Source organism: Enterobacter sp. JBIWA003, assembly GCF_019968825.1.
In the GTDB taxonomy this organism is placed as follows: domain Bacteria; phylum Pseudomonadota; class Gammaproteobacteria; order Enterobacterales; family Enterobacteriaceae; genus Enterobacter; species Enterobacter quasiroggenkampii.
The window spans coordinates 1-26,468 of record NZ_CP074171.1; the positions used below are offsets into that span (position 1 = coordinate 1).

25 protein-coding genes and 2 pseudogenes are annotated in these 26,468 nt (G+C 54.2%); 17 read left to right on the top strand and 10 right to left on the bottom strand.

Annotated features, from left to right (window positions below):
- The 5 genes from repA (at position 1) to KGP25_RS24440 (ending at position 4,731) form a co-directional block, all read left to right on the top strand.
- Positions 1-876: an incFII family plasmid replication initiator RepA gene (gene repA / locus KGP25_RS24420; protein ID WP_123061002.1), complete on the top strand. Its 876-nt coding sequence runs from the start codon at positions 1-3 to the stop codon at positions 874-876.
- 914 nt (positions 877-1,790) lie between these two features.
- The gene (locus KGP25_RS24425; RefSeq protein WP_223540643.1) at positions 1,791-2,024 is read left to right on the top strand and encodes a DUF2767 family protein; all 234 of its coding nucleotides are present in this window, start codon (positions 1,791-1,793) and stop codon (positions 2,022-2,024) included.
- Between the two features lie 669 nt (positions 2,025-2,693).
- A complete protein-coding gene (locus KGP25_RS24430; protein WP_223540644.1) occupies positions 2,694-3,335 on the top strand; it encodes a DUF6710 family protein in 642 nt (213 codons plus the stop codon).
- A gap of 19 nt (positions 3,336-3,354) precedes the next feature.
- Positions 3,355-4,113, top strand: a complete 759-nt coding sequence (locus tag KGP25_RS24435) for an HNH endonuclease (protein WP_223540645.1) — start codon at positions 3,355-3,357, stop codon at positions 4,111-4,113.
- A gap of 42 nt (positions 4,114-4,155) precedes the next feature.
- The gene (locus KGP25_RS24440) at positions 4,156-4,731 is read left to right on the top strand and encodes a DUF2913 family protein (RefSeq protein WP_223540646.1); all 576 of its coding nucleotides are present in this window, start codon (positions 4,156-4,158) and stop codon (positions 4,729-4,731) included.
- Between the two features lie 39 nt (positions 4,732-4,770).
- Here KGP25_RS24440 and KGP25_RS24445 read toward each other — a convergent pair whose 3' ends face one another.
- Complete coding sequence (locus tag KGP25_RS24445; protein WP_223540647.1) at positions 4,771-5,712, bottom strand: Rpn family recombination-promoting nuclease/putative transposase; 942 nt, start codon at positions 5,710-5,712, stop codon at positions 4,771-4,773.
- 452 nt (positions 5,713-6,164) lie between these two features.
- Between KGP25_RS24445 and KGP25_RS24450 the strand changes: the two genes are divergently transcribed.
- The 3 genes from KGP25_RS24450 to KGP25_RS24460 all read left to right on the top strand — a co-directional run bounded on the left by KGP25_RS24450 (position 6,165) and on the right by KGP25_RS24460 (position 7,706).
- Positions 6,165-6,497, top strand: a complete 333-nt coding sequence (locus KGP25_RS24450; RefSeq protein ID WP_223540648.1) for a hypothetical protein — start codon at positions 6,165-6,167, stop codon at positions 6,495-6,497.
- A gap of 631 nt (positions 6,498-7,128) precedes the next feature.
- Positions 7,129-7,329: a hypothetical protein gene (locus KGP25_RS24455; protein WP_223540649.1), complete on the top strand. Its 201-nt coding sequence runs from the start codon at positions 7,129-7,131 to the stop codon at positions 7,327-7,329.
- Between the two features lie 2 nt (positions 7,330-7,331).
- Entirely contained in the window at positions 7,332-7,706 is a 375-nt protein-coding gene (locus KGP25_RS24460; RefSeq protein ID WP_223540650.1) for a helix-turn-helix domain-containing protein, read from the top strand.
- A gap of 345 nt (positions 7,707-8,051) precedes the next feature.
- Here the strand turns inward: KGP25_RS24460 and KGP25_RS24465 are convergent, their stop codons facing one another.
- The 3 genes and pseudogenes from KGP25_RS24465 to tnpA form a co-directional block, all read right to left on the bottom strand.
- Positions 8,052-9,623 carry an IS66 family transposase gene (locus KGP25_RS24465; protein ID WP_223540620.1) on the bottom strand — a complete coding sequence of 524 codons (1,572 nt, stop codon included), beginning with the start codon at positions 9,621-9,623 and terminating at the stop codon, positions 8,052-8,054.
- 19 nt (positions 9,624-9,642) lie between these two features.
- A complete protein-coding gene (gene tnpB, locus KGP25_RS24470) occupies positions 9,643-9,990 on the bottom strand; it encodes an IS66 family insertion sequence element accessory protein TnpB (RefSeq protein ID WP_143345776.1) in 348 nt (115 codons plus the stop codon).
- Positions 9,987-10,609, bottom strand: a pseudogene (gene tnpA / locus KGP25_RS24475) (IS66-like element accessory protein TnpA). Before tnpA ends, tnpB begins: the two are co-directional and overlap by 4 nt.
- A gap of 68 nt (positions 10,610-10,677) precedes the next feature.
- Between tnpA and KGP25_RS24480 the strand changes: the two are divergent.
- From KGP25_RS24480 to KGP25_RS24505, 6 genes and pseudogenes are all read left to right on the top strand, one after another.
- Positions 10,678-11,043, top strand: a complete 366-nt coding sequence (locus tag KGP25_RS24480; RefSeq protein WP_223540651.1) for a transposase — start codon at positions 10,678-10,680, stop codon at positions 11,041-11,043.
- Positions 11,044-11,069: 26 nt separating this feature from the next.
- A complete protein-coding gene (gene istA, locus KGP25_RS24485; RefSeq protein ID WP_223540652.1) occupies positions 11,070-12,092 on the top strand; it encodes an IS21 family transposase in 1,023 nt (340 codons plus the stop codon).
- On the top strand, positions 12,089-12,871 hold the full coding sequence (gene istB / locus KGP25_RS24490) for an IS21-like element ISSen3 family helper ATPase IstB (RefSeq protein WP_032666787.1): 783 nt from the start codon (positions 12,089-12,091) through the stop codon (positions 12,869-12,871). The genes istA and istB overlap by 4 nt, the downstream gene beginning before the upstream one ends.
- 38 nt (positions 12,872-12,909) lie before the next feature.
- Complete coding sequence (locus KGP25_RS24495) at positions 12,910-13,143, top strand: transposase (RefSeq protein WP_223540653.1); 234 nt, start codon at positions 12,910-12,912, stop codon at positions 13,141-13,143.
- A complete protein-coding gene (locus tag KGP25_RS24500; protein ID WP_164472293.1) occupies positions 13,119-13,982 on the top strand; it encodes an IS3 family transposase in 864 nt (287 codons plus the stop codon). The genes KGP25_RS24495 and KGP25_RS24500 overlap by 25 nt, the downstream gene beginning before the upstream one ends.
- Positions 13,983-14,030: 48 nt before the next feature.
- Positions 14,031-14,366, top strand: a pseudogene (locus KGP25_RS24505) (IS66 family insertion sequence element accessory protein TnpB); the annotation flags it as partial.
- Between the two features lie 46 nt (positions 14,367-14,412).
- On the opposite strand, the gene KGP25_RS24510 reads toward KGP25_RS24505, so the two are convergent.
- From KGP25_RS24510 to KGP25_RS24530, 5 genes are read right to left on the bottom strand one after another with little or no spacing between them, the layout of a single operon-like run.
- The gene (locus KGP25_RS24510; RefSeq protein ID WP_223540654.1) at positions 14,413-15,369 is read right to left on the bottom strand and encodes a MucR family transcriptional regulator; all 957 of its coding nucleotides are present in this window, start codon (positions 15,367-15,369) and stop codon (positions 14,413-14,415) included.
- Positions 15,347-16,378 carry a type VI secretion system baseplate subunit TssG gene (tssG, locus tag KGP25_RS24515; RefSeq protein WP_223540655.1) on the bottom strand — a complete coding sequence of 344 codons (1,032 nt, stop codon included), beginning with the start codon at positions 16,376-16,378 and terminating at the stop codon, positions 15,347-15,349. The genes KGP25_RS24510 and tssG overlap by 23 nt, the downstream gene beginning before the upstream one ends.
- Complete coding sequence (tssF, locus tag KGP25_RS24520; protein WP_223540656.1) at positions 16,375-18,159, bottom strand: type VI secretion system baseplate subunit TssF; 1,785 nt, start codon at positions 18,157-18,159, stop codon at positions 16,375-16,377. The genes tssG and tssF overlap by 4 nt, the downstream gene beginning before the upstream one ends.
- Positions 18,156-18,680 carry a type VI secretion system lipoprotein TssJ gene (tssJ, locus tag KGP25_RS24525; RefSeq protein WP_223540657.1) on the bottom strand — a complete coding sequence of 175 codons (525 nt, stop codon included), beginning with the start codon at positions 18,678-18,680 and terminating at the stop codon, positions 18,156-18,158. The genes tssF and tssJ overlap by 4 nt, the downstream gene beginning before the upstream one ends.
- The gene (locus KGP25_RS24530) at positions 18,680-21,421 is read right to left on the bottom strand and encodes an ImcF-related family protein (RefSeq protein ID WP_223540658.1); all 2,742 of its coding nucleotides are present in this window, start codon (positions 21,419-21,421) and stop codon (positions 18,680-18,682) included. Before KGP25_RS24530 ends, tssJ begins: the two co-directional genes overlap by 1 nt.
- Positions 21,422-21,590: 169 nt before the next feature.
- On the opposite strand from KGP25_RS24530, the gene KGP25_RS24535 reads away from it, so the two are divergent.
- The 3 genes from KGP25_RS24535 to KGP25_RS24545 are packed head-to-tail and all read left to right on the top strand — an operon-like array spanning position 21,591 to position 25,583.
- Positions 21,591-22,208, top strand: coding sequence for a recombinase family protein (locus KGP25_RS24535; RefSeq protein ID WP_223540659.1), 618 nt, complete (start codon positions 21,591-21,593; stop codon positions 22,206-22,208).
- Positions 22,195-25,164: a Tn3 family transposase gene (locus tag KGP25_RS24540; protein ID WP_223540660.1), complete on the top strand. Its 2,970-nt coding sequence runs from the start codon at positions 22,195-22,197 to the stop codon at positions 25,162-25,164. The genes KGP25_RS24535 and KGP25_RS24540 overlap by 14 nt, the downstream gene beginning before the upstream one ends.
- A 17-nt stretch (positions 25,165-25,181) precedes the next feature.
- Positions 25,182-25,583 carry a LysR substrate-binding domain-containing protein gene (locus KGP25_RS24545; protein WP_223540661.1) on the top strand — a complete coding sequence of 134 codons (402 nt, stop codon included), beginning with the start codon at positions 25,182-25,184 and terminating at the stop codon, positions 25,581-25,583.
- A 19-nt stretch (positions 25,584-25,602) separates the two neighbouring features.
- Here the strand turns inward: KGP25_RS24545 and KGP25_RS24550 are convergent, their stop codons facing one another.
- Positions 25,603-26,466, bottom strand: coding sequence for a pirin-like C-terminal cupin domain-containing protein (locus KGP25_RS24550; RefSeq protein ID WP_223540662.1), 864 nt, complete (start codon positions 26,464-26,466; stop codon positions 25,603-25,605).
- Positions 26,467-26,468 lie beyond the last annotated feature (2 nt).

A 26,468-nucleotide genomic window follows, 5' to 3' on the forward strand; every position in this document is an offset into this window, starting at 1 on the left:
GTGCGGGAAGGTGTGACTGACGCTCAGACCCTGTTCTCCCATTACCGGCAGGTCAGAAACCCGCATCCGGCATTCACGCCGCGCGAAGGAAAGAAGACGCTGCCGTTCTGTCGTAAGCTGATGGCGAAAGCCGAAGGCTTCACGTCCCGTTTTGATTTTTCCGTCCACGTGGCGTTCGTGCGCTCGCTGGGTAAGCGTCACCGCATGCCGCCGGTGCTGCGCCGTCGTGCCATCGATGCGCTGCTGCAGGGGCTTTGCTTCCACTACGACCCGCTGGCCAACCGCGTCCAGCGCTCCATCACCAATCTGGCCATCGAGTGCGGGCTGGCGACGGAGTCAAAGAGCGGGAACCTCTCCATCACCCGCGCCACGCGGGCGCTCAGGTTTATGGCGGAGCTGGGTCTGATTACCTACCAGACCGAATATGACCCGCAGATTGGGTGCAATATCCCGACCGATATCACCTTCACGCCGGCGCTGTTCTCGGCGCTGGACGTCTCAGACGTGGCCGTGGTGGCCGCCCGCCGCAGCCGCGTCGAATGGGAAAACCAGCAGCGTAAAAAACAGCGCCTCCAGCCGCTGGGGATGGACGAGCTGATAGCGAAGGCCTGGCGTTTTGTGCGCGAGCGGTTCCGTGTTTACCAGACCGAGCGTAAGTCGCACGGGCTGAAGCGCGCCCGCGCGCGCCGCGACGCGGGCAGAACCCGTCAGGACATTGTCACGCTGGTGAAACAGCAGCTGACGCGCGAGTACGCCACCGGCCGCTTTACCGGCGGGCTGGATGCGATGAAGCGCGAGCTTGAGCGGCGCGTGAAAGAGCGCATGCTGATGTCGCGGGGCAACAACTACACGCGACTGGCCACCGTCCCCATATAACCCTCCTTCATGAAAAATCCGGCTGACGCCGGAGGATTTCCCACGCCTGCAGCCCGCCGGCGCTCATTTTCTGAGCGGAACGGTGGCCAGCTGCACCGGCATCCCCGTCATCCGGCCATCAGAACGGCCAGAAATCTGCCCACCGGAGCCCGCTGCGGTCGCTGAATCCATTTATTCACATTTAACTGCAAGGGACCTTTCCGTAAGGTTACAACCGTACAGCTTACAGAGCGCCAGCCGACGTATTTTCAAAGTGCGTGGTTTCCTTTAAAAACCAGCTCTGTACTTCTTTTAAATAAATAAGATTACTTCTTATAAATAAATAACCTGTTCGTCGCCTGCCCTGTGGACAGGCTCAGGAGAATGCCCGCCCCTGCAGCGGACTCACGTCTGCGCCGGTTCGGAAACAACAAAGGTTGGTCCCGCCGCGTTGCAGCGGGCGCTGTCGCGCGCGCATAGTTACAACATACAAAACAATGAGAGCGGCAGACCGTGCACAGCGGCACCACCTGCCCCGGGACCCACCCCTGAAAAGCGCCGCCGCCCCCGGCCGGAGGCCGGGAGTGGTGTCGCTTTTAGTGATGGATGTTGTAACTAGACTTCTTCCCTGCTGTGGGTGGTATCGCTGGAAGTATTGCGTACACGCCCGTAAGCGGCCCTTACGGCCCGCTAACGCGGAGATACGCCCCGACTGCGGCTACGCCTTGTCGTGACCACTCCGGCGGCGCACAGAGGCATCTTCGCGGCTTAAAGCTGGATTGTCTGGGCTTTACAGGCTGGGGGTTATTACGGCTGAAGCCGTAATGCTTTTTTCGTCCTCGCTTCGCTGCGGGGGCCTCCGGCGCTTTGCGCCTCCATGCCGTTTCACGGCATAATCACACCTGAAGCAGGGTTATCGTTTAAGGGAGAGCAGAATGGAGTATTCAGACGCTTTCATGCGCCAGCATGAAGAGATGTGCCAGGTGGTCGGCAGCATCGTTTTTATGCTGGCCGAAGCCGGCCATGATTCGCGCCGCGAAAACATTGTCGCCGTGCTGCACAGTGAGATTGCGGAAACCGGAAAATGGGCGCCGGACCAGGTACTTTACCTCCAGCTGGCCATTGATTTACTGGAACAGGTGCGGTTCGTTCCGGGACAGGAGAGCTGAGAACGTCAGGGGAACACACCAGAATTACGTGAATTTGAACACCAGGCTGCGAAGTGACTGTGTGGCTTACAATTACTGCTGGTTTATTCACTGGTCCCAATCGGTTGAATGTAGTAAAGCCATATCTGTGTGCGGCTTAACAGCAAGATTAAATAACAGCGGATGTTGTCTTTCTTAAACTTCTTCGGAACATAAACTGAAAAAGATTTCACAGGTCAAAACATAATGAGCATGATATATGAAAAAACGGTAATAACCTTACTGCTTATCTTGTGGCCCTGGTTCTTCTGGCGCATGTACAGAGACTGGCAAAAAAAAAGCCGGGCTGACATGGTGATTGCTGATGCCGATGCGAGAGAAAAACAGAAGTGGCGATATCACATATGGGGATGGAGAATGCTTCAGGTCCTGTGTCAGTTATATCTGTTTACGGTGCTTGTCCGGTTCATTCTCTCATAAAGGGGTCAGTTTGGAGATCGGAAAATTTTGTACGTTAAGCGCATTATTTAATCAATCCAGATGCGTAACGGATTGATTTTGCGTCAGCGGCTATCGCTTTTAAGTTGTCGTTCTTGCGGTATCGCATTAATGTTATCCGATTAAGGTCAAACACCCTGAAAACGGCATATAGCGCGGGAGTAAACCCTAAATGGATACCCGGAGAAAAGGATGTTCTGGAAAGTAAGCAATAAACACAGAATGGTAATCGCAGCAAAAAATAACTTTGACCATCTTTTGTCGGTTGCGTCATCGTTGCCGATCCTGGCTTTGCCGGATTTTATTCGGGTAATCGTCCGCCCATTGCAAAGCGATTTTCTTCTTGCGGTGGCAGAAGAGGGAACTGATGCGCGCCCGGATATGGACCCAGAAGAGTTTTTCTTCAAGGGGATTAGAGAAGTTCAGGATTATGACCGTATGAAGTCTGGGGAACGTAATCCGCAGGATTATCCTCTTTCACTGGCCAGTGATATGGTTCTGCCCTGGCCCTGGAGCAGGTCGCGTTACATCAATAATGTTTCCCGGATTGGTACCGCAAAAGGAAGGCCATGGCAGCAGGATCGTAATAACCACTACGTCGAGCTGTGGCTTCCGTGGCGTATTGGTTTTGTGGAGGGAGGGAATCATTCAATTACAGCCGGAATTATTGCCGGGGAAGGAACACTTATTCCTCAGCATGTATGGGATATGTCTTTTCTTTTTGAGAGGATAAGAACTGACGGTATTCACTGGTATGTTGACGACAGGAAAACTGAAACGGTCAAGTCATGGCGCACAGCTGCAGTATTTGAGATTGGGCGTTCAATGAGTTAACGGCCAAATGGAGTAAACAATGAACAGAAAGCAGTTTATACAGAATGAGGGAGCAACCTGTAAGAACTGGAGCTGGAGCTGGTCTTTTATCAGCCACGACCGGCAGATAGTGATTTTCGGTGCCTGGGAATCTGAGCGTGAACAGGATCGCGCAGTTATCCTGCGCGAAGAGTGGGAGTTCAGCGCCAAAAAAAAGAGACTTCCGGGCTACACGCAGGCTATTGAACATCTCGGGTACCTGAACGAAGGGTATGATCTTTACACCTTCAACATGATTCACTCACCAAAGCCTGATAATCCTGACGTTGCCGCGATAAAAGATTTCGAACATCAGATTGAAAAACGTTATCTCCGGAAGGAAGGGAGCGTCTGGTATGCCGATATTACCGGTCACGCTTATCCGGACGAGCTCACCTTTCCTGAGCAGTACACTGAAGGTGCCAGAAAGGCCATTACCGTCAATGCCTACGAGAGGGATCCTGAAGCAAGGAAAGCCTGTATCCGGCGTCATGGTACCGTCTGCAAGGGCTGCGGATTTGATTTCGAAAAAACCTACGGTGAGTTGGGCAAAGACTTCATCCACGTCCATCACATTACGCCCCTGGCAACCATGGGCGAGGGCTATAAAATTGATCCGGGCAGGGATATGGTTCCGCTGTGCCCTAACTGTCATGCGATGGTGCACAGAGGCAATGAATCCAGGCCATTGTCTGTAGATGAGCTCCGTCAACTGATTGAAGACGCTAAAGCGAAAAGGGTTTCGGTAACTCCACTCTGATACGCCGTAGCAGAGTGCCGGAAAAACAAGGATGAAGACTGAATGAAAGAAGAAACAGGGCACCTCGCATGGTGTGCACTGATTGCCTTGCTGACAGCACGGGAAGATGGTCTGGTTGTCTCCGAGTCGCAGGAAAACCTGTTTATTACCCGCTGGTTTGCCCAGGCAAAAAAACAGCGCCGGTTCTCACGTGACGTGGCCACCGATGTTGACTGGATACTCAACCAGGGCCGTACGCTCGGCGTTCGCGCGCGGCTGCGCCATAAGCTGGATTATCTCTGGCGTAGCTGCACCGGCGAACTGTCTGAGCAGAACGACCTTTTTCGCCTGACCTACGCACTGGAGCTGGCGAAGCAGTACGACTGGAGGTATCACGTCCTCAGCGACAGTGAGTGGAGCGGTCGAAATAAGATTCTGCCATCGGCATCGGTGAACAGTATCTGTCTGCTGAAAAGCGCGCTGGATATCGGTTTTAATGATGACGGGACGCAGGTGCTACCTGTGCCTGCGAGAATTGGCGGGCGCGCCGAGGGGCTTAATGCGCTGCTTAAAAGCTGTGGCTGGGAGGCCGTCAGTAATGACGACCACTGGAAACTGATGACCATCAGTGCTGGTTGATCAGTAAAGAACGGGGCGCGCGCAGGCACCCTGGTAACGTCAGTGGGTGATGCGCCGCAGATCTTCTTCAGTCAGACCTGTCATGGCCATCACTGTATTGCGGTCGATGCCGCTCTGCAGCATCGTGCGGGCAATTTTCAGGGTCGCTTCGCGCTCACCTTTCTCGATGCCGCGCTGTTCGCCAAGCTGGATGCCTTCTTCACGGGCCTTCTGTTCCAGTCGTTGTGCAATAGTCATTAAAATCTCCTCGTGTTGCGGTGATCGGCGGGCCAGCTCCTGCAGGAACGCCTCGGGTCTGGCTGTGTCTCCCGTCTGCAGCATCCAGTTCATTAAAGTGACCAGCTGCTCATCGGTAGTGTAACCCGCAATCAGCAGGGTGACCAGATGCTCAGTCAGCTCGGCCAGGTCGCGGGTTTGTGCGTGCTTTAGCATCAGTTCCAGCAGGGCCATCCGGCGGTGCTTCATGATTTCATCGTCATCAATGGCACCGACGTCTATGAGGGGAAAATCACCGGTATACAGTTTTCGTGCTGTTCCCGGGCTGGCAAACAGCTCTGTCCAGTTCAGCGTGTAGGGCCAGGGGCTGCCACGACCGTGGGAAAACAGCAGCGGAATAACCAGCGGTAGCTGCTCATGACCGGCATCCAGGTGTTTCTGCATGGCGGCAATGGAGTACCGCATGAGTCTGAACGCCATATGCCTGTCCGGACTGCTCTGGTGCTCAATGAGCGTATAAATGTATCCCTCACCCTCCGTGGTCTTCAGGGAGTACAGCACGTCAGCAAAATAGGTTCGCAGATTTTCCTCAATAAAGGAGCCTGACTCCAGCTGCAAGGTGGTCAGGTCGCACAGCTGCAGCAGCTCTGCGGGCAGATGCAGAGCCAGAAAATCCCGGGCGGTATCCGTGTGGGTCAGGAAGGTTTTAAACAGCCCGTCATGGGGAACCGGTGACTTCCCGCTCTTTCTGTTTCTGCCTGACATTCCGCGTCTCCGTTGGTTTAAGTGTACTCATCTGGCAGTATTATACCGGAGCTGAGGTCCTGGTACCTTCTGTTTCGCCGGGGACCGTTCCGGGGTGGTTCGGTCCCCTCCTCTGTTATTCGGGTAACTCCAGGGGGCCTGCATCGTCACGCAGGCGCATGATGGTATGCTGGCTTACGATTACCGGACAAACGAGATTAGGTGCCCGGCGGCTATGGATGCAATGTACAGGCTCGCAATTGATGTAAATTAGCTATGGTGCATAAAAAAGGCCGCTTCTGCGGCCTTGAAAATCAGTTACGTTCTATTGGGGTTCTACGCCGGAACCGCCGAAATTTCCGGCATCGGGAATTTGTTGCGGTTTGAGTGGCCGCCGCCAAAAAGACCTTTACTCATTGTATTTTTGCGATATCATTATGTGTATTGTATAGGTACACACATTGGAGGTAGCAATGACAACACAACGTTTAAACTTAGCAATCGAATCTGAACTTTATCATTCGTTAAAGCAGATCGCTGTGCATAAAAACATCAGCGTAACAAAACTCATCAATGATCGGCTCAACGAATCCCTGACACTAGAAGAACGTTTAGGCAAGAAACCAGAATGGCTTCTTAAGATGGAAGAAGCTGGGTTAGATCGGTTCTTCCCGGATATTCCATTACCTGAACCATTGCGGTGGTATCAGGATGAAATCAATCATCTTGACTCAATGATTAACTTACTTCTGAAACGCAAAGATGTCGTTCAAACAGCTTTTAATGATGAAGTAAAAAGCATGTAGGTAACATGTACTGATGTGTACGTTTATGGAGCCATGAATGAGAATCTATGCGTACCAGATATATGAGACGCAGCAATCAGTAGTTTTCTCCCATGAATGGCTCTTTTTTTGATGTCCGATTAACGGTGGCCTAACGTACAGGCACACGAGAGCCAAAAAGATGCGTCGCGGAAATTCCGGCGGTTCCGGCGTACAACCCCCACTAAACTAAAATTACCCCCACTTATCACTGGCTGTTATTTCCTCTGGTGTGGGGCTTGCAGCATGCCAATGTTAAGGAAGGTACGGATTACATCATTGTTGAAACTTTGCGCTCCCCAAATTTGAGTAGCTCAAAATCTCGCCAGCAGGTCAGTCATGAATACCTGACCACGCTGAAGATGGCTTTAGCCTGAGTGCTGATTACGTGGTTTTTGATTCCTCAGATTTCAGGAATCAAAGTTCAAATTTTGAACAGTGCGGCCCCGAATGGGTGGCAAAGCGTGGCGGCGACCGCCGCAGCAAAGATACCGGGCTTGCTATTGGGTCGGCTAAAAAATTCGAAAAAAATATTGATTCCTAAATTTAGGCCTGTTATTATGTTTTCACGGTAAGGGAATTGGTCCCGACCGATAATCCAAGGGGATTCACCATGAACTTCAAAAAAGCACTCGTAAACGAAAACGCCGCACTCAAAGCCATCCTGGTTGTCAATGGCAAATTCAACAAAGGTGCAATCATGCGCGAAGCATGGGCCCGCGCTCGCCGCATAGCTTCCAACATCCCAGGTGCTCAGGCTTGCGAATTTTTCGCTCAGGCGCTGAAAACAACATGGTCAATCGCCAAGGCTTAAGAATGGATAAAAATCAGTTAATTGCGGCCGGGGAGGCGGCTTTCGGGTCGCGCTGGCAGACTGACATGGCGGAAGCGCTCGGCGTGTCAGACCGCACAGTCCGTAAGTGGGTGTCCGGTGATAACCGCATCCCGGCAAAACTTTCAGCGGATATCGTCATCATGCTGAAAAATCGTAAATTTAAAATTGAAGAGGCCATCGCTATGACTACTGAAAAATTTCTCATGAATCCCGTGACAGGATCGGTTGATACAGAAGAAAATTGGCTTTCGGAGATGCCGTCCTGGGATGAAGACCCGGCTGAGTGTCAGCGACAGTTTGATACACTTATCGAAGTAGAAAAAACCCAAAATGGTGAGTGGGTGGAAGTCAGTTAAAGCAAATCCCACTCAGGCAGGCTACCACCATCTAACCTGACCGATGAAATACCCTAGCGAGGCGGTGATTGCTACCAGCCACAGCAGGATAAACTTCCAGCTTGGTCGCAACTCCCGTATCAGTTTGCTAAAATCTATCACATGTTCCTCGTTAGTCCCGTAACGGTGGAAAGTAAAAGGCCCCGCATCGCTTGCAACGACCGGGGCCTTTGGTTTTTGGATGTAAAAAAGCCCCGGCGAGTGCCGAGGCTGGTTGTTGATGTCGGGCCTTATTGAACTTGCGTGTTTTTTCTTCAGTTAATGGGTAGAATCAGGGTAAGCGTCACATCTAGACCGTATTGACGCTTATGCAGATGTGAGATCGGTTTTCCACGGCAGCAGGTCGCGCAGCCGGTTTACCGGCCAGTCCTGGATATGTCCCAGGACATAGCGCAGCCACGCCTCCGGCTCCACACCATTCAGCCGGCAGGTGCCGATCAGCGAGTACAGGATCGCAGCACGTTCACCGCCCGCGTCTGAACCCGCGAACAGCCAGTTCTTCCTGCCCAGGGCTACGCCACGTAGTGCGTTCTCCGCGATGTTGTTGTCGATCTCCGCCCACCCGTTGCTGCAGTACAGGTTTAACGCGTCCCACTGCTTCAGCAGGTAGGCGAACGCCTTCGCCGTATCCGAGTGGCGCGACAGCACCTTCATCTGTTCCTGTATCCAGTCATACAACGACTGCATCCGCGGTATGGCTTTGGCTTTTCTGGTCGCCAGCCTTTCCTCTGCCGGACTGCCGCGTATCTCCGCCTCGATGGCGTACAGTTCGCCGATGCGCCTCAGTGCTTCGGTTGTGATATCTGTTGGGAGGCGGACGTGGACGTCGTGGATTTTTCGGCGGGCGTGTGCCATACACGCCGCTTCGGTGATGCGGCCGTCTTCGTACAGCGCGTTGTAGCCACCGTACGCGTCCGCCTGCAGGATACCGCTGTACCCGGCAAGATGTTGCTGTGGATGCACGCCTTTCCGGTCCGGCGAGTACGCGAACCATACCGCCGGTGGAAGTTGTGACCCCGCGTTACGGTCATCCCGGACGTAGACCCACAGCCGGGCCGTGCGGGTTTTGCCGCTGCCCGGCTCCTGCACCGGCACAGGGATATCGTCGGTATGCACCTTACCCGGCATCAGCACGTACTGGCGAAGCAGGTCGTACAGCGGCTCCATCAGTTCGCTGACCGCGCCGGACCAGCGCCCCAGCGTGGCACGACTCAGTTCAACACCCTGACGACGGTATATCTCTGACTGACGATAGTGAGGCACATGTTCGGCGAACTTCGCCGTGACGATGCGCGCCAGCAGGCCGGGCCCCGCATAGCTGCGCTCAATGGGTTTTGAAGGCATGGGTGTCTGAACGATGTGGTCGCAGCTGCAGCAGGCCAGCTTCGGCCGCTGCGTTTCGATAACCTTAAAGGCGCTGCTGATAAGCTCGAGCTGCTCCGATACGTCGCAGCCCAGCGCAGTGAGCTCGCCACCGCATTCCGGACAGGCGGTTTCTGCCGGCGACAGCGTGCGGGTTTCCCGGGGAAGCGATGCCGGCAGCGGTTTGCGAGAGGAAGACTGGCGCAGCGGCTGGGGCAGTACCGGGTCATGCTGCTCTCCCAGCACCTCCGCCATCTCCTCCTGCAGGGCGCTGATGCGCTCCTCTGCCTCGCGCACCTGGCGCTGCGTTTTCTCACGCAGCTTTTCGGAGCTTTTGCCGAACTGCATCCGCTGCAGCTTAGCGACCAGCGCCTTCAGCCGGTTAATTTCGCTGGCGTACGCCGCCACCCGCTGTGAGAGCAGGCGGTTATACTCCGCCATTTTGCGGATGGTGGTCTGCTGCTCCTGCAGCAGCGCCCTGAGCCGGGCGTTTTCATCAGGGTATGAGGTCTCCATAACCCCACTTTACAGCAGGTTACAGGCGTATTCCAGGGCGTTCCGTTCGCTGCGGATGCTTCCAGTTAATGCCTTCCAGCAGCATGGACAGCTGCGCCGGCGTCAGGTGGATTTTGCCGTCGCGGGTCACCGGCCAGACGAAGCGCCCCCGTTCCAGGCGTTTGGTGAACAGGCACAGGCCGTCCCGGTCCGCCCACAGCACCTTTATCATGTCGCCGCGACGCCCCCGGAAGATGAACAGATGCCCGCTGAAGGGGTCATCCCGTAACGTGTTCTGCACTCTGGAAGCAAGGCCATTGAAGCCGTTGCGCATGTCCGTCACGCCGGCGACCAGCCAGATGCGGGAGCCCGCAGGGAGTGATATCACCGGCATCCTCCCTGCATTTCCCGGATAAGCATCTGCAGCAGCTCTGGCGTCAGCTTTCCACTAATACGCAGCGTACCGGCGGGCAGAACCAGTTCGCAGCAGGGAGACTCTTCCGCAGAGGGTGTCAGCGGGCTGACCTGCCTTTCGGTAGCGGTCAGCGTCACGGGGAGCAGTGCTGGCGTGCTGGCCGGAGTCCCTGACAGCTCCTGCTGATAACGACGTCGCCAGTTGAACAGGAGATTGTCGTTAATGTTATTTTCACGGGCCAGCTGTGCCACGCTGACGCCGGGCTGCATCGACTGCGCCACCAGTGCGATTTTGAAGTCGCGGGGGAAGTTGGGACGTCGTGGTCGTTTGCGGGCGACAGGGATTTCGCAGAGCGCAGGGACTACGGGAAGAATGGACGATTTTCGGGAGTTCTGCCGGTAAAGGCGTTTATCCAGGTTTTTGCGTTGATCCGTGGCGGCAAAGGCCAGGAGAGACCGGCTTTCCTGAAGCGAACAAAGAGATCGCAGGCCGTGGTTTTGGGGATGCCTAACCGGCGTCCGGCCTCAATGCGCGGCAGTTTTTCTTCAAAGTGGAGGCGAAGTACCTCAAGAAGCCATGTCCGGTGTTTCAAGCGATAGTGTCCATTAAAAAATGTAGTGCGCCCCAAAAGTTAGACACCAGATCAAAAACTGAGGGCGCATGGCAAAATTTTCATTGGAATTCAAAAAGGAAGTGTCAGAGAAGTATCTGGAAGATGAGTTGAGTCTGAAATCTGTAGCCAGGATGTACGACATAAGCCCTTGCACGGTAAGAAAATGGGCTTATGCCTACCGGGAGCATGGGATCGGTGTGCTTACGGGTAAAAAGGGACGCTACTCTGCTGATTTCAAACTTATGGTAGTAAAAGAAGTTGTGGATGATGGCTTCTCTGTTCGTGAAACTGCGGTAAAACATGGGATACCAGCCTTTGGTACTGTATGTACCTGGCTTGAAAAATATAGAAAATGTTACCAACGGTGCGAAAGTGATCCATATCCGACGCCTGAAATCAGATCCAGGGGTTAATCTGCTCTCCTGATTCGGGAGAGCTTATGGTCACTTTTGAGACAGTTATGGAAATTAAAATCCTGCATAAGCAGGGTATGAGCAGTCGGGCTATAGCCAGGGAACTGGGTATCTCCCGTAACACCGTAAAGCGTTATCTGCGTGCGCAGTCTGAGCCGCCAAAATATACGCCGCGTCCCGCAGCCGATTCACTCCTGGATGAATACCGGGACTATATTCGGCAACGCATCGCCGATGCCCATCCTTATAAAATTCCTGCAACGGTCATCGCCCGCGAGATCGCGGAGCAGGGTTATCGTGGTGGCATGACCATCCTGAGAGAGTTCATACGCTCACTTGCCATCCCTCAGGAGCAGGAGCCTGTCGTTCGCTTCGAAACCGAGCCCGGACGGCAAATGCAGGTTGACTGGGGCGCCATGCGTAACAGCAAATCCCCCCTTCACGTGTTCGTTGCCGTTCTGGGGTACAGCCGAATGCTGTATATCGAGTTCACTGATAATATGCGCTATGACACGCTGGAATCCTGCCACCGCAATGCGTTCAGCTTCTTCGGCGGTGTGCCACGGGAAGTGCTGTACGACAATATGAAAACTGTAGTGCTGCAGCGTGATGCTTACCAGACCGGCCAGCACCGGTTCCATCCATCCCTGTGGCAGTTCGGCAAAGAGATGGGCTTCTCTCCACGACTGTGTCGCCCCTTCAGGGCACAGACTAAAGGCAAGGTGGAGCGGATGGTGCAGTACACCCGCAATAGCTTCTACATCCCGCTAATGACGCGCCTGCGCCCGATGGGGATCACCGTTGACGTTGAAACAGCCAACCGCTACGGCCTGCGCTGGTTGCACGATGTTGCCAACCAGAGGAAGCATGAAACTATCCAGACCCGCCCCTGCGATCGCTGGATCGAAGAACAGCAGTCCATGCTGGCTCTGCCGCCGGAGAAAAAACAGTATGACGTGCAGGTAGACGAAAGCCTGGTGACCTTCGACAGGCAGCCACTGCATCATCCGCTGTCTATCTATGACACGTTCAGCAGAGGAGTCGCATGATGGTCGAGCTGCAACATCAACGGCTGATGGTACTTGCTGAACAGTTGCAACTGGACAGTCTTATCAGCGCCGCACCCGCTCTGTCACAACAGGCAGTGGATCAGGAATGGAGCTATATGGACTTCCTGGAGCATCTGCTTCATGAGGAAAAACTGGCCCGACATCAGCGTAAACAGGCGATGTATACCCGGATGGCGGCCTTCCCGGCAGTGAAAACGTTCGAAGAATACGACTTCACCTTCGCCACCGGTGCGCCGCAGAAGCAGATCCAGTCGCTGCGTTCACTGAGCTTCATAGAGCGCAACGAAAACATCGTACTGCTGGGGCCGTCCGGTGTGGGTAAAACCCATCTGGCTATAGCGATGGGCTACGAAGCGGTAAGGGCGGGCATCAAGGTTCGCTTCACTACTGCGGCAGATCTGTTACTTCAGTTGTCCACAGCGCAACGCCAGGGCCGTTATAAAACAACGCTTCACCGTGGCGTTATGGCGCCGAAGCTACTCATCATCGATGAAATAGGCTATCTGCCGTTCAGTCAGGAAGAGGCAAAGCTGTTCTTCCAGGTCATCGCCAAACGTTACGAAAAAAGCGCGATGATCCTGACATCCAACCTGCCGTTCGGGCAGTGGGACCAGACGTTCGCCGGTGATGCAGCCCTGACATCGGCGATGCTGGACCGGATCTTACACCACTCACATGTAGTTCAAATAAAAGGAGAGAGCTATCGACTGAAACAGAAACGCAAGGCCGGGGTTATCGCTGAGGCTAATCCTGAGTAAAACGGTGGATCAATATTAGACCGTCGGTGGAGATGTAAGTGGATCACTTTTTACCCGTCGTTGACAGAAAACATGGCGAGGATGCTTTCACCCGAAAAAATCAAAAGATCATCCCAGTGCCAGATAAAAGCATCACGCCAGTCCCACCACAGCCAGCATTAACCGATGTTGAGCGAGAGGAACTTGAACAACTCAGGGTCGAGAATGCCTACTTAAAAAAGCTGAAGGCCTTGGTTCAGCAGAAAACATGCTCAGCGCCCAGGAAAAAGTGAGCATTGTAAGTGAACTAAGGCAGGAATGGCCATTGTCCCGATTGTTAATCGTTGCTGGGCTGCCCCGGAGTACATTTTACTATCATGTAAAACGTCTTGCGGCTCCGGACCGATACCAGTCTGCCAGAGCGCTTGTGCTGAAAATTTATCACCAGCACAAAGGTCGCTATGGTTACAGACGCATCAGGCTGGCATGTCGTAACGAGGGGGTTTTACTTAATGGCAAAACCGTTAGAAAACTCATGAAGGAACTGGGTATTAGCAGCCTGATTCGCGTCAAAAAGTACCGTTCATATAAAGGAGAACAAGGACGAATTTGCGATAATCTCCTGAAACGCCAGTTTGACGCAGAACGCCCCAACGAGAAGTGGGTCACAGATGTCACTGAGTTTAAAGTGAATGGCAAAAAGCTGTATTTGTCGCCCATCATGGATCTTTATAATGGCGAAATCATTGCTTATAACCTCGCTAACCGCCCTCTACCTTCAATGGTGCAGACTATGCTCACGGATGCGCTGAAACAGTTGCCGAAAGACGAACACCCAATATTGCACAGCGATCAAGGCTGGCAATATCAGATGTCACGCTGGCAACGATGGTTAAAAGATAGTGGCATCGCCCAGAGTATGTCTCGTCGGGGAAATTGCCTTGATAATGCAGTGATAGAGAGTTTTTTTGGAACATTGAAATCAGAATGTTATTACCTCAATGAATATAAAAATGTGGATGACTTAAAGCGAGACATTATCGATTACATTGATTATTATAACCAATTGAGGATAAAGGAAAAACTTGGCGGTCTTAGTCCGGTACAATATCGATTGAGTCAGGCTGCATAAGTTGTCCAAGATCTGGGGCGCAGATCATTTTTTAATGGACACTATCGCTTGAAACACCGGACATGGCTTCTCGAGGTACTTCGCCTCCACTTTGAAGAAAAACTGCCGCGCATTGAGGCCGGACGCCGGTTAGGCATCCCCAAAACCACGGCCTGCGATCTCTTTGTTCGCTTCAGGAAAGCCGGTCTCTCCTGGCCTTTGCCGCCACGGATCAACGCAAAAAACCTGGATAAACGCCTTTACTGGCAGAACTCCCGAAAATCGTCCATTCTTCCCGTAGTCCCTGCGCTCTGCGAAATCCCTGTCGCCCGCAAACGACCACGACGTCCCAACTTCCCCCGCGACTTCAAAATCGCACTGGTGGCGCAGTCGATGAAGCCCGGCGTCCCTTGCGCGACCCGATAACCCTAATTTCGCTCAATTTTTGGTGCTAACCATACTTCTTTAGCCAGCTATACAACGTCTGGCACGCGACGCTTAACTCAAGAGCAATATCTTTCACTTTCTCGCCAGTTTCCTTTCGTGCCTGCATTCTGGCAACCGCCGCCAGCCTTGTGTTTTCATCCAGCATCTTTATCGCCGGTGACTGCTCCCAGAGCCGCTGTGCTTGCAGTCTTTTGGTGTGCATTTCAGCTATGTACTTCGTGACAAAGGGCTTTTTACGGCCATTTTGGGCATTGGCTTCATGCATGGCCTGAACCAGCGCAACCGGATCGACATTGCCAACTTCTATTTGTTTTCGTATGAATTCAGAGTGCTGTCGCCGTTTGGCAAAACCCGATATGGGGATTTTCTTCATGATCTGCCATTTTTCACGATACTCCATCGCGGTCATATCATGGGCCATACGAACATGCGTTCCCACAGACGAAAATAGCTTGCCGCACTCAAGGCACTGCACATACTCGTGATTATGGTGCGCTTCCGCTTCTTCCTTGCTGGAAAATGGCGTGGTACGCAGCGGTACGGGCTTCTGGTTGCCGACAAATCCTCGCCAGCATGCCAGTAGCAAAGGCCATCGCCGGACAATAAGATCCTCCAGCACTTCCTCACGGTAGGTCTGAGCACCATGACTTAAACCAGCCGTATCACCGGCTTTTCCCGGCAGGAGTCCGGCCAGCCGCAAAACAGCATAAGCCGACCATGAATCCTGATGACGACAATTAGCGAAAGGTGTGCCTGTCCAGGGTGTGAAACGTCGCTTACAGTTGCGGCATTCATACAGTCGCGGATCGCGCAAAACGAAGTTTTTTGCGGCGCACCACGGGCAACAAACAGGTTTCATCGCTGGTATAAGGCGCAGGTATCCGAGGAACGTTTCTGCCTCCGTATGCAGATTAACCGGAACGTTTACCCGCCAGCTGTCAGTCGTCAAAGTCCTTGCCACGAAGTTTCCCTACCCTCATCCGCATCGTCTGCGGCATCTGATCTTCATTGTCATCCCGAAGCCCGAGCATGATGTTGTACCCCGAAAAGAGATCCGGGTCGCCAAGCCTCGGACGAGGCAGCAGGCGAATCGGGATGGTCAGGTGCAGGCTGGCATCATAATCACATCCCAGGTACGTTTCCAGCAGCGCAAACACGTCCCTGCGCAGCTGGCCCCGAGGCATCCACCCTTTCGCCTCATCGGCATCCTCGGTGCTCATTTCAATCCGCATGCAGTAGTTTGCATCTTCGACTTCATCCCCCAGAATCGGACGTTCTCCCAGCGTCATTCCTCCGTGAATCTTCAGTCGCGCCCGTTCAGCCACCGGCATCCAGACCGGGTGATGCGGGATGACCTTCACCTGTGTATTCGGAGCCTGGCTGCGGATCACTGCGGCCACACCTTCAGTCGTGTGGGTTGGATGCAGCAACGGCTGAATAATTGCCAGCAGGCGTGACGCAGGCAGTTCCCGACTGTGGGTAATGCCGGTCAGCGCCATCAGGCTGCGGGAGAACTTATCCGTGCCGCCGTCTTCAAAGGTTGCGGGGTAACTGTATTTTTTCCAGATACGGTAAAACTGCGTCATCAGCCGGTGATTGAAGATATCAAGGAACGCGGCCATTGCATCAGCCCCTTCCCGCCCCTGGTTGATATCGTCAATGTAGGCAGTCGGCAGCGGCGAATCCACGCCGTACAATCCCAGAAATTTTGTTCTGACGGTCGGCGGGGCATCCGGGTTATCCGGGTCGATTTCAGTCCGCTTCAGTTCGCCGGATGGAAAACCTAAATGGGGATCGGGCCTGAAGCGCACCGGGTCGCTGTCAGGATAAAAACCTGTACCCAGCGAGTTCCCGCCAGCCTTCTCCAGCAGCTGACAGAAGCGGTAGAAATTGAACCGGGCAGTCTGATCGTTGCCGTCGCTGTCGAGCCAGAAAGGCGGCAACGTTTTTTTATCTTCAGCGTCGTTCACATCAGCACCCTGTCAATCCGGCGTTCCGGCCACACCCATTCCGTGGCGGACTCGGTGAGCACCACCGTCAGCTGCGTAAAGCGAATAACGCTGGCGTACTGTGTGAAGAACTGCTCCAGCAATTCGCAGAATAACCGCGCATCACCCACGCCACTGAACTGTGTTTCATCCAGTGCGACGCGAATGCGTACGCCGTGCCAGCTGCGGGAAGAATTGTACGCCTGCTGATAGCTGACCTCCCGGATACCCTCAATCCGGCGACGGTTGTTCTCATCTTCCGTCCAGTTAAACAGCTGCAAGACCGCCCGAAGATTTTCGGCATCGCTTATCATCTGGCTCAGGGCGCGGGGATGCAGTTGCGCCATGATATGCCACTGGTGCAATTGCGATAACGGCGGGTAACAAGGCATAGAGGGCGCATGCCGGGTCTGGCAGCGCAGTGTATGATTGCCGGTCATGGTTACGCCATCAAAGACCGCAGCATCCAGCGTCATGCGCGGATAGTTGCCGTTGGTACAGGTGATGTTCATAAACAGCGTGGCATTTTCTTCGTGTAGATCCTGCTCACCGGACGTACCGCCCAGCATCAGCAACGTCTCATGCAGACCACTTACGCCGCGCCAGATACGGGTATGAAAGTACCGTTCCGGCCAGCTCTCCTTACGCTGCAACATCCCGCCCTTGTGCCGGAATTGCCGGTACGGCACATACTGACGCTTGTCCAGCGTCTCGCTCGCGGCCACCTTATCCACGCTGTAAATTTCAGTGTGATGATCGCGAAGCCGGTGTGGCCGCAGCCGGTAATCCAGCTGTGCGGGTTCCACCTTCAGGGGTTCAGCGTTGAGGGTAAACAGATTGATGAGCGGTACACAGTGGATACGCAGAATATCTTCCGGCACGGGAATATCCCGGTTCAGTGGTTTGCTCAGATGAAATTCCAGCTCAAAATGCTGACAGTCTTCTCCGAGCGGCAGCGTTTCAAGGCCTGTCAGGGTAAAGAACGCAAACCGGGCCGGAAAGCTGAAGTATTCCAGTAACGGGCGAACTTCACCGCACAGCGCCGGGCTGTCGCTTTCCGGCCAGACTGACGACCAGTTTTGCTGCCAGCGCGACGACAGCTTGCCGTGAAACGGCTGCGGGTCAAGATTACCGGTCTGTGGCAGGCGCACCGTGATATGCGAGACATGATGCGTCAGCGCCAGATACAGCATCGACTGTAAGGGCCGATCACCGTGAATATAGAGCGGGATCTGGCTCAAATCCGTCTGCGACGGGTCGGCGTACTGGCTGAATGAAAACCGCAGCGTCAGCACCTGATGGCCGTCAGTGTGAAACTGTCGTCGGACGTTGTGCAGCTCCAGCGGGTGCAGTACCAGTTCATCGGTCGTGCGATACGGGCAGCGCAGCCCGGTATCATCCATTGGCCGGGTCAGCAGTGTCGTGCCTGCGGGGATCACCACATCCCTGACCTGCGCAACCATTTCCGGGGTCAGCTCGACCACGGCCATCGAGGGTTGTGTCCGGTTGGCTATCGGCAGCAGATGGCCCAGCAGCGGCTCCGTCAGCTCCGGGATATCGTCATCCAGCTTGCGCCTGAGCTGGGCCATCATCAGCGAGAAGCCCTGGAACAGCTGCTCTACGGTATCATCAGCTTTATGAGACTGTCGGTCGATACCCAGCCGCCGACCGGCCTCCGGATGTTGTTCAGCAAACTCACGCGCCGCCGCCTTCAGCCAGCGCATTTCACTGTCGAAATATTTCAGAAAATCATGGTCATTCATTCTTTCACCGGTTTCAGCAGCAGCGTGTTATCACGGACTTCAATGACGCGCGGCTCATCCGGGTCAAGAGCATCGCGGCTCAGCACCTGCTTCCAGGTGCCACGGGTTCTGTCCGGCTTGCGGAACAGCCCGACCACCGCCACAAACTGCGCTTTTTCATCCACTGGAATATCGAGGTTGACCGTCTGACCGGGATAAACGCTCAGCTGGCGCTGTGTCAGCAGCGACTCCTTCAGCACCAAATCCGGCTGTGTCAGCAGGTCGGTGTATTCCGTGTTATCAAAGGTCTTGCGGTCGTTCAGTTGCAGGACACGGATACGCAGCGGCATCGCCTGCTGCGCGTCATCGGCGTTAATGGCACTTCGGGCAGCGAAGCTCAGGTGCAGTGTCTCCACCTGGCGATAGAAAATCGCTTTCGCCACGCTCTGTGTACCCTGCTTTGTTTTCTGGTACAGGCCACAGCTGCTCAGCAGCAACAGTGGCAGGCATAACCACAAATAACGGGATGGCCGGATGTTCATTATTCACCTCCAGTGCGGATTCCCGCAGTGGCAGCGCCACCGGACGAGAAAATCTGTGATGGCAGCACAAACCCGCGCAGATCAAGCAGTGACAGCGGCCCTTTCCCCAGCTCCGTGCGCAGCTGGTAATTCAGCGCCACGCCGTCCGGGGTGATCCAGGCCACGCGATAGAGGTTGTCGCCCAGACTCGTCACCAGTGCTTTATCCAGCAGGCGAATGAAGCCCCAGCTTCCCGGCTCATCGGAATAGAGACGCGCGCCGGTTTTCACGGTACGCCAGGTAAGAGTAGTCTGGGGTTGCCAGCGGTTATCCGGCCAGGTCAGGGTCTGCCAGCTTTCTTCCTGGTTGAAATACTGGAGTTTCTGTCTGTCCAGCGTCAGGTCGGATTCCACCACATCGCGGGAAGGCTTCGCCATCAGCTGGAAATGCAGCTCCACGTCGCCATGAGCAAAGGCCACATTTGCCACGCGGGTCAGGCGGTTTAGCGCGTCGAGAAACGCCGGGTTAAAGGTCAGCCCCTGACTGTTCATCGCATCCGGCACCCACTTATCACCTTCAAGTCGCAGCAGGCCACCCAGACGGGTCTGGATAAACTGCGCAATACGCCCGGTGTCAGAGCGCATAAACTGCGCCAGTTCGGGCAGTGAAGCCTCACTCTGACGGTCGGTAAACGGATAACGGTCTGCGAAAGACGCGTTCCACGGGGTCACGATATCGCTTTGCCACTGGCTGTTGAGGCTCGCTGAGGTTGGGGAAAGCACCTGCTCCCAGGCCTGAATCATCGGCTGCACAAAAACAGTCTGGCCGAAGCCGCTCCACTCCTGACCAAGACTCGCGGCGATCAGACTTCCGTAGTCACGGGTGTCAGTGAGATCGACCGCCTTGCCCTGAAACACGGTCAGCGCCAGTGACTGCATCATCGCCTGCGGATCGGGCGCATTCGTCACCTGCTGAAGCCGCAGGCGAACACGGGTGATGCGGGTCAGGAAGGTTTGCAGGCTCAGGCTATTCTGTGAGTCGTTCCCGCCCGTCAGCGACAGTAACGGGCCAAAGGTCGCATCCAGCGGCCCGTGCGCCTCATTCCCGGCCTGCTGAATGGCCTCTTTCGCCTTGTCGCTGTGGATCAGGTTTTTTGCTGAACTCACCAGCGAGTCGGTCAGGTCGCCCCCGGTTTGCCCGGCACGGCCCTGCACGTTCAGGGTGTTTATCAGCGCAATCAGCGGTGACTGCCGCACATCAGCCAGCAGCGTCAGTTGATCAATTGACTCAGACAGGCTTCCGGCCTGATGCCATTGCAGGCTGTTGAGGAACTTAAGCCACGCCCCGGAATAATCAGAGAAGTATCGCGCCGTCAGCCGGGCTTTCAGCGTATCCGGGGAAACCGTATCGGCGGTGTCACTGGAATGCTGTGCATCGCTGAGGACCCAGTCAATTTCTTCCCGGCGCGATTTTGCCAGCTTCTCGATGGCAGGCTGCACTTCTTCTTCCCAGGCCTTACGCGTGAATACGCCCGGTACACTCACGTCGGTACTGAACAGCTGGCTGCTGTCCGTACCATTAACCATTGCACTCAGCGTCATATCCGCATAATCACGGGATACCTGTTCAAGCATCTTTTGATAGCGCGTGGATTCCGCATTGCTGGCCCCTATCTGGCGAAGCAGGGCTGAGCGCATACCGCTGACCAGACGCATATCCGGGATGGTTCGCCATTCCATGTGCGTAGGAAGGTTCTGCATCATAAACGCCAGCATGCTGTTACCAACCGCTCGCCATGTGCCATCCTGCACACCCTCGCGCTGCGGCCAGAACTGCATGGTCGTCGTGCTGAAGAAAGCCGGGTCAGCTTTATCCGGGCGGGAAAGCATCAGGTACGCCCGAAGCTGGTCATACATCACTTTCGACTGCGTGGCTCGCTGCGGGTCGTCTGGCGGCAGATTGCGCCAGCTGTTCATCAGTGAGGACAGGTGCTGTGCTGACGCATCCCGCAACAATGGCATCGCCGCCTGCTGCCAGTACGGCCAGAGCGCGTCCAGTACGTCATCGTTACGACTGAGGCCCATGCGCATATACCACGGCGCACCGTATTTCTGGCGGTGTTGCAGGCGTTCAATTTCATGTTGCAGCTGGTAAAGCGCCATCAGCCGCGTCGGCAATGGCTGGCGTGTATCAGTGGCATTCTGCGCCAGCTGCTGATCAGCCTGCATCAGACGCAGGTTCGCTGCCCAGGAAAAGACCGTTGCCGCCAGCCAGAACGCCAGCAGGCAGGTGCAGGTCAGCAGTAAGGATTTGCGCCACGACACGCCGGTCGCTACCGGTTTTCGCCAGCGCTGCGCGAGTAAATCCAGCCAGGCTTTACCCGGTTGCCAGGCATGCCGTAAGGAGGCCGCGCCCGAGGTGATGGCCGGGCTGAAAACCATCCCGCCGAGCGGCAGAGAACGTGCGCCTTCTGCCAGCTGTGAAAGCGTGTGCGTCAGGCGTTCAGTACCGCCATCACGGAGGCTGTGGGCCAGTTGCAACAGGAATGTATGCCTGCGGTCATTGAGCGTCTGCTGCATCCCCTGCTGTACCAGTGCCACTTCAAGCTGGTTCAGGGAATGACGAAAATCATCAGCCTCATCGCCCGGCGCTGACAGGAAGCCGGTTCCCTGCAACGGAAGCCCAGGCTGCTCCCAATCCGGCGCGTGAGTTTCCCACAACCACAGCGGCACTTCCCAGCCCAGCTGGGGTTCCGTGGTCATTTCTGCAATAATACACGCTAAGCGATTTTCGCCCTGACGGAAAACAAGTGTTTTCCGTCAGATCTTGCCGCTGGAGAAAATTGAGGGGGTAAACTCCTTATTTTTTACGTGACAAACACTGTCGGAATGAGACATTGTACGACAAGCTCAATTTTAAGGTTTGTCGCACATGTTGATTGGCTATATGCGAGTATCAGGCAATGATGAACGTCAGTCTGTTGCTTTGCAGCGTGATGCATTGATTGCTGCCGGAGTTGACCCCCGCCATTTACATCAGGATCATGCCTCTGGTGCGCGCGATGATCGCCCGGGACTTAAGACCTGCCTTGCAGAGGTGCGAGAAGGTGACGTCCTGATAGTCTGGAAGCTTGATAGGCTTGGTCGCTCACTCTCACATTTGATCCGAATTGTAGAAGACCTGAAAATCCGCGGTGTTGCCTTTAAGTCATTGACTGAAGCCATCGATACAACAACGCCACATGGCTCGTTCCTCTTTAATCTTTTCGGCACCCTCGCTGAATATGAAAGAACGCTTATCGCTGAACGTGTTAATGCGGGCCTGGCTGCAGCTCGCCGACGGGGGCGAAAAGGTGGAAGACCACCGACGATAGATGCTGAAAAGGTTGAGCAGATCCTCACTGCTCTGGAAACCGGTGCCAGTAAAGCGTCAGTGTGTCGCACATTCAGGGTACCGCGCTCGACACTCATCGATACGCTGCGGCGAATCGGCTGGACCGGGCCAGGATCCTGCAATCTGAAGGCAGACCAGGCCGATGTCCTTTCTTGACGCCAAATCGCATGATGCTCTTTTTGCGCTGCCTGAGGTTTATGAGGAGGCGCTTTCCCGGTTTGCACTGTCCTGTGAAGATGTTGCATTCGCCAGATCGCATCGTCGGTCTCATAACCGCCTTGGTTTTGCTGTTCAGCTCGCACTTATCCGCGACCTCGGTCGTACGCTACGTGCAGGAGAGGTTCCTACGGAGGCGGTTATCGCTGTTGTTGCAGAGCAACTGGATATTGACCCAGCCGTTTTTACACTTTACGCCCAACGCGAGGAGACTCGTCGGGAGCATGCCCGCGAAATTGTCTCTGCCCTGGGTCTTCGTTCCGTCCGGGTCAGCGATTACAGAATGCTCATTCTTGCGGCCGCACGCGAGGCAGCAACAACCGAACGGGGGCTACCGATCACCAGAGCGGTTATCGACAAGCTAAAGGACAAAAAGTTACTGGTCCCTGTCCCGACACAACTCGTTCGCCTGGCAATGGCGGGGCGGGCAGCCGCCCGCCGGCTGTCCTACCGGGAGCTGATCAGGGATCTGGAGCCTTCATCTATCACCGCACTTGAGCAACTACTTACCGAACGAGCCGGTGAAAGGAGCCTTCTTGGCTGGATAGCCGAAGCTCCGGAAGGTGTGAAACTCAAGAATCTCAGAGGACTGATTAGCCGGCTCGAGATATTACGGGCAGCGGCAATCTCCGATGAGCAGCGCAAAAGGATCCATGTAAACCGTTACGGTATTATTGCCCGCGATTCTCGTGTTTTACATGCACGTGAGATACAACGTCTGGCGTCCGAACGCCGCCGCGCCACGCTGGCAGCCTTCGTCATCGAAAAACAGGCGATAATTACCGATCTGGCTATTGATATGTTCTGCAAATTGATTGGCAGCACGAGGCGCAAGGCAGAGATAAGCCAGAAGGAGCGTCGACTGAAAGCCGCAGAAGTGCTTGAAGTCGTGGCTCTGGTTCATATAAAGCTGGGTCAGGCGCTTCTGGATGCCCGTGACGGCAAGACTGATTTTGCATCAGCGATAACGGCATCACTTGGCTGGGAAGGTTTGATCGCCAGTATGGCTGCTGCGGCTTCTGTCGCATCACCCCATCGTAATACCGAATTTGACGAGCTTATCGGAAGACAAAAATCATTACGTAAGCTGGGGCGGCTTATTTTCAGTACTTTTTCTTTCAGGGCGTTTCGCGCGGATGAGCCGGTTCTGCTGGCTGTGGATCATCTTCTGGCACTCTACCGCGGTCGAAAACTTCCCTCGAAGGTACCGCTCGATTTTATGTCCCGTAAATGGCTGCGGCGAGTCAGTCCGGGGGCGGGAAATACAGATTTTCAGGCATGGGAGGTTGCCGTATTCGTTCATCTGCGGGAGCGGCTGAAAACCGGAGACATATGGGTTGATGGCAGCAGGGCCTGGCGCAGTTTTGAGGATTATCTTCTACCACGCCATGTTTTCGACCAGATGCGTACAGAATCACGGCTCGGACTTGCCATTCCGGATAATTTTTCGGAATGGAGGGCGGAGCGTACCGCCACTCTAGATACAAAACTAAAAGCGCTGGCAAAAGCCGCCGCTGATAATGCCATACCTGATGCAGAGCTTTCTGACAGAGGGCTGTCCGTTTCACCAATCCGCGAGGAGGATAGCGACAGGATTACCACACTCAGCCGAAAGCTTTACATGCTGGTTCCCCGGGTCAGGATCACCAGCCTGCTCGCTGAAGTCCATAGCTGGACTAATTTTCTTGATTGTTTCACCCATTATCGCACCGGAGAACAGGCTGAAGACGAAGCGTCGCTCATGGCAGCGATCCTTGCTGATGCGACTAATGCCGGAGCTGAACGAATGGCACAGAGTTCACGTGGTGTCACCATTCACCAGATGATGGTAATGGTGGATCGTCATTTACGCGCTGAAACCTATGCAGCTGCAACCTCGGTACTGGTCGATGCCCAGCAGGAACATCCTTTTGCCGCTATCTGGGGGGATGGCCATGTATCATCCTCGGACGGGCAGTTTTTCCCTGCCGGCGGACGTGGTGAAGCCAGCCTTGAATACAATGCAAAATACGGCAAGCGGCCAGGAGCGTCGATTTATGGCTTTCTGTCGAACCGGTTTGCGTCCTTTTTCTCCAGAATGATCCAGGCCTCTGAGAGTGAAGCACCTTACGTACTCGATGGTTTGCTTCACAACGAAAGTTCAGTGGAAATTCATGAACATGCCACCGATACTGCCGGTGCGACTGAAACAACATTTTCGATGTTTCACTCCTTTGGTTACAGGCTCATTCCCCGCATTCGCAATTTGGGTAGTCGCAGACTGTACGTCATTACTCCCTCGGAGGAATACAGGCCACTTGATGCTCTGATTGCCGGAAGAGCCAGGATGGATGTTATAGAGCAACACTGGGATGAGGTGCTGCGGCTAAAGGCTTCGATCGGCGCAGGTCTGGTGCCTCCATCAGTGATACTGAAAAAGCTGGCAGCGTCTCCCAGACAAAACCGGCTCAACCAGGCTTTGCGAGAAATGGGACGCATTGAACGCTCTATCTTTATTTGTGACTGGTTGCTTGATACCCGCTTACGTCGCAGATCACATGCCATTCTCAACAAAGGCGAAAGCCGCCATGCCCTTGCCCGCGCCATTTTTCTTCACCAACTTGGCGAGCTTCGTAACAGAGCTGCCGAGGCTATGGCTTACAGGGCATCTGGCCTCAACCTTGTTGTTAATGCAATAGTCCTGTGGAACACGGTCTATCTCAGCCGTGCTGTTGATTACGTTCGCAGCCAGGGGATCATCATACCGGAAGAGCTGTTGTCCAGCGTGGCGCCACTACCGTGGGGTCATATATCTCTCACCGGAGATTACCTGTGGAACGAAATTGACCGTCCCCTTGAACGGTACAGGCCAGTTCGCACTAAGCGATTCAATCCAAAGAACTTCATTTTTCCTTAGCGGGTGTTATTGCAGAAATGACCACGGAACCCCTAAAAGGGAATCCGCATTGCCCTGATGATCTATTGACCCACGATGCCATCGCTCTTGGCCGAGGAACTGCACAAAGCTGGTCGCTTTTTTCTCTGAATAAACCAACCGTTACCGTGCCCTTTAACGCGCGATTTGTGAGTAATAACATGGTAGCACTGAAACAGGCAGTTGAAGCGGGTTTAGGTGTGGTTGCTTTACCAGATTATGTGTGCCGTGAGGGTGTGGCAGAAGAGAAGTTAGTGTGCGTATTACCACAATGGCTTGCAGGTGATTCACAACTGACTGCCGTGGCTCCCGTTCAACAAGGATGGTTGCCCGCAGTTCGGGTACTATTGGATTATCTGGTTGATGAATTACCCAGTGCGATTGCTGGTCGCATTGGGTAACTCCAATTAATAGATTCTGTTAGTCTGAATCCATTTGTTTAAAGACGACAGAGCCGAACTTACCAGCGCGAAAATCATCTACTGCTTTATCAAGAGAAGTTTTACTTTCGAATACAAACGGACCTTGGACAATCATCGGCTCATCGATCCGCTCAGCAGCCAAAACAACACACTGAGCGCCTTCACTTCCTTTGAGCCTGAATGTGCCGCCTTGATCATCGGCACTGACGCAGATCGCTTGGCCTGACACGATTTCACTGCTGTTATCAACAATGACATCTCCCTCAACTATAAGTATCCATGCATTCCATTGACCAGGTAGAGGGACTTCAATATTGGCATCAGCTTTTTGAAATTGTACATCAAGCATCAGTATTGACCGAGGGGCTCGGGTCAAGGAGATATTTCCCTGAAAATCGCCAGAGACAACACGCACGCGGCTCCCTTCATTCTCGATGATTGGTATCTTATCGCTGCTGATGTGAAACGAATCTGCTGGCAAATTTTTCTGCGCTGCTGGTAAATTGACAAAAATTTGCAGTGCATGAATATGGGATTGTGCGCCAACAGGAACCTGTGTATGCATGATTCCCCGGCCAGCCATGGTCCAGTGCAGGTCACCAGCACCAAACACCGCATTATTGCCAAGAGAATCCTGGCTGATCATTGTGCCTTTAGTGTCTTCAAAAACCATCGTTACAGCAGAGAAACCCGCATGGGGATGCACATCAAACGTAGGCTCCCACATATAAAAATGATCTACCATAACAAAAGGCGACATCATTCCAGCATTGAACAAGTCATGTCGAAACTGTGCGATGGTACACCCGGTGCCTATCGGGTGCATCTTTGCCGTAATGACATTTGATAGCTGAGTGCTCATTT

Bases quoted from the DNA above. Each gene is read 5' to 3' on its own strand.
- KGP25_RS24450 (WP_223540648.1), top strand. From the start codon at position 6,165: ATGACAACACAACGTTTAAACTTAGCAATCGAATCTGAACTTTATCAT.
- KGP25_RS24435 (WP_223540645.1), top strand. From the start codon at position 3,355: ATGAACAGAAAGCAGTTTATACAGAATGAGGGAGCAACCTGTAAGAAC.
- istB (WP_032666787.1), top strand. From the start codon at position 12,089: ATGATGGTCGAGCTGCAACATCAACGGCTGATGGTACTTGCTGAACAG.
- KGP25_RS24455 (WP_223540649.1), top strand. From the start codon at position 7,129: ATGAACTTCAAAAAAGCACTCGTAAACGAAAACGCCGCACTCAAAGCC.
- istA (WP_223540652.1), top strand. From the start codon at position 11,070: ATGGTCACTTTTGAGACAGTTATGGAAATTAAAATCCTGCATAAGCAG.
- tssJ (WP_223540657.1), bottom strand. From the start codon at position 18,680: ATGAACATCCGGCCATCCCGTTATTTGTGGTTATGCCTGCCACTGTTG.
- KGP25_RS24545 (WP_223540661.1), top strand. From the start codon at position 25,182: ATGACCACGGAACCCCTAAAAGGGAATCCGCATTGCCCTGATGATCTA.
- KGP25_RS24440 (WP_223540646.1), top strand. From the start codon at position 4,156: ATGAAAGAAGAAACAGGGCACCTCGCATGGTGTGCACTGATTGCCTTG.
- KGP25_RS24465 (WP_223540620.1), bottom strand. From the start codon at position 9,623: ATGGAGACCTCATACCCTGATGAAAACGCCCGGCTCAGGGCGCTGCTG.
- KGP25_RS24530 (WP_223540658.1), bottom strand. From the start codon at position 21,421: ATGACCACGGAACCCCAGCTGGGCTGGGAAGTGCCGCTGTGGTTGTGG.
- KGP25_RS24540 (WP_223540660.1), top strand. From the start codon at position 22,195: ATGTCCTTTCTTGACGCCAAATCGCATGATGCTCTTTTTGCGCTGCCT.
- KGP25_RS24500 (WP_164472293.1), top strand. From the start codon at position 13,119: ATGCTCAGCGCCCAGGAAAAAGTGAGCATTGTAAGTGAACTAAGGCAG.
- tssF (WP_223540656.1), bottom strand. From the start codon at position 18,159: ATGAATGACCATGATTTTCTGAAATATTTCGACAGTGAAATGCGCTGG.
- KGP25_RS24535 (WP_223540659.1), top strand. From the start codon at position 21,591: ATGTTGATTGGCTATATGCGAGTATCAGGCAATGATGAACGTCAGTCT.
- KGP25_RS24425 (WP_223540643.1), top strand. From the start codon at position 1,791: ATGGAGTATTCAGACGCTTTCATGCGCCAGCATGAAGAGATGTGCCAG.
- KGP25_RS24460 (WP_223540650.1), top strand. From the start codon at position 7,332: ATGGATAAAAATCAGTTAATTGCGGCCGGGGAGGCGGCTTTCGGGTCG.
- KGP25_RS24550 (WP_223540662.1), bottom strand. From the start codon at position 26,466: ATGAGCACTCAGCTATCAAATGTCATTACGGCAAAGATGCACCCGATA.
- KGP25_RS24480 (WP_223540651.1), top strand. From the start codon at position 10,678: ATGGCAAAATTTTCATTGGAATTCAAAAAGGAAGTGTCAGAGAAGTAT.
- KGP25_RS24445 (WP_223540647.1), bottom strand. From the start codon at position 5,712: ATGTCAGGCAGAAACAGAAAGAGCGGGAAGTCACCGGTTCCCCATGAC.
- KGP25_RS24430 (WP_223540644.1), top strand. From the start codon at position 2,694: ATGTTCTGGAAAGTAAGCAATAAACACAGAATGGTAATCGCAGCAAAA.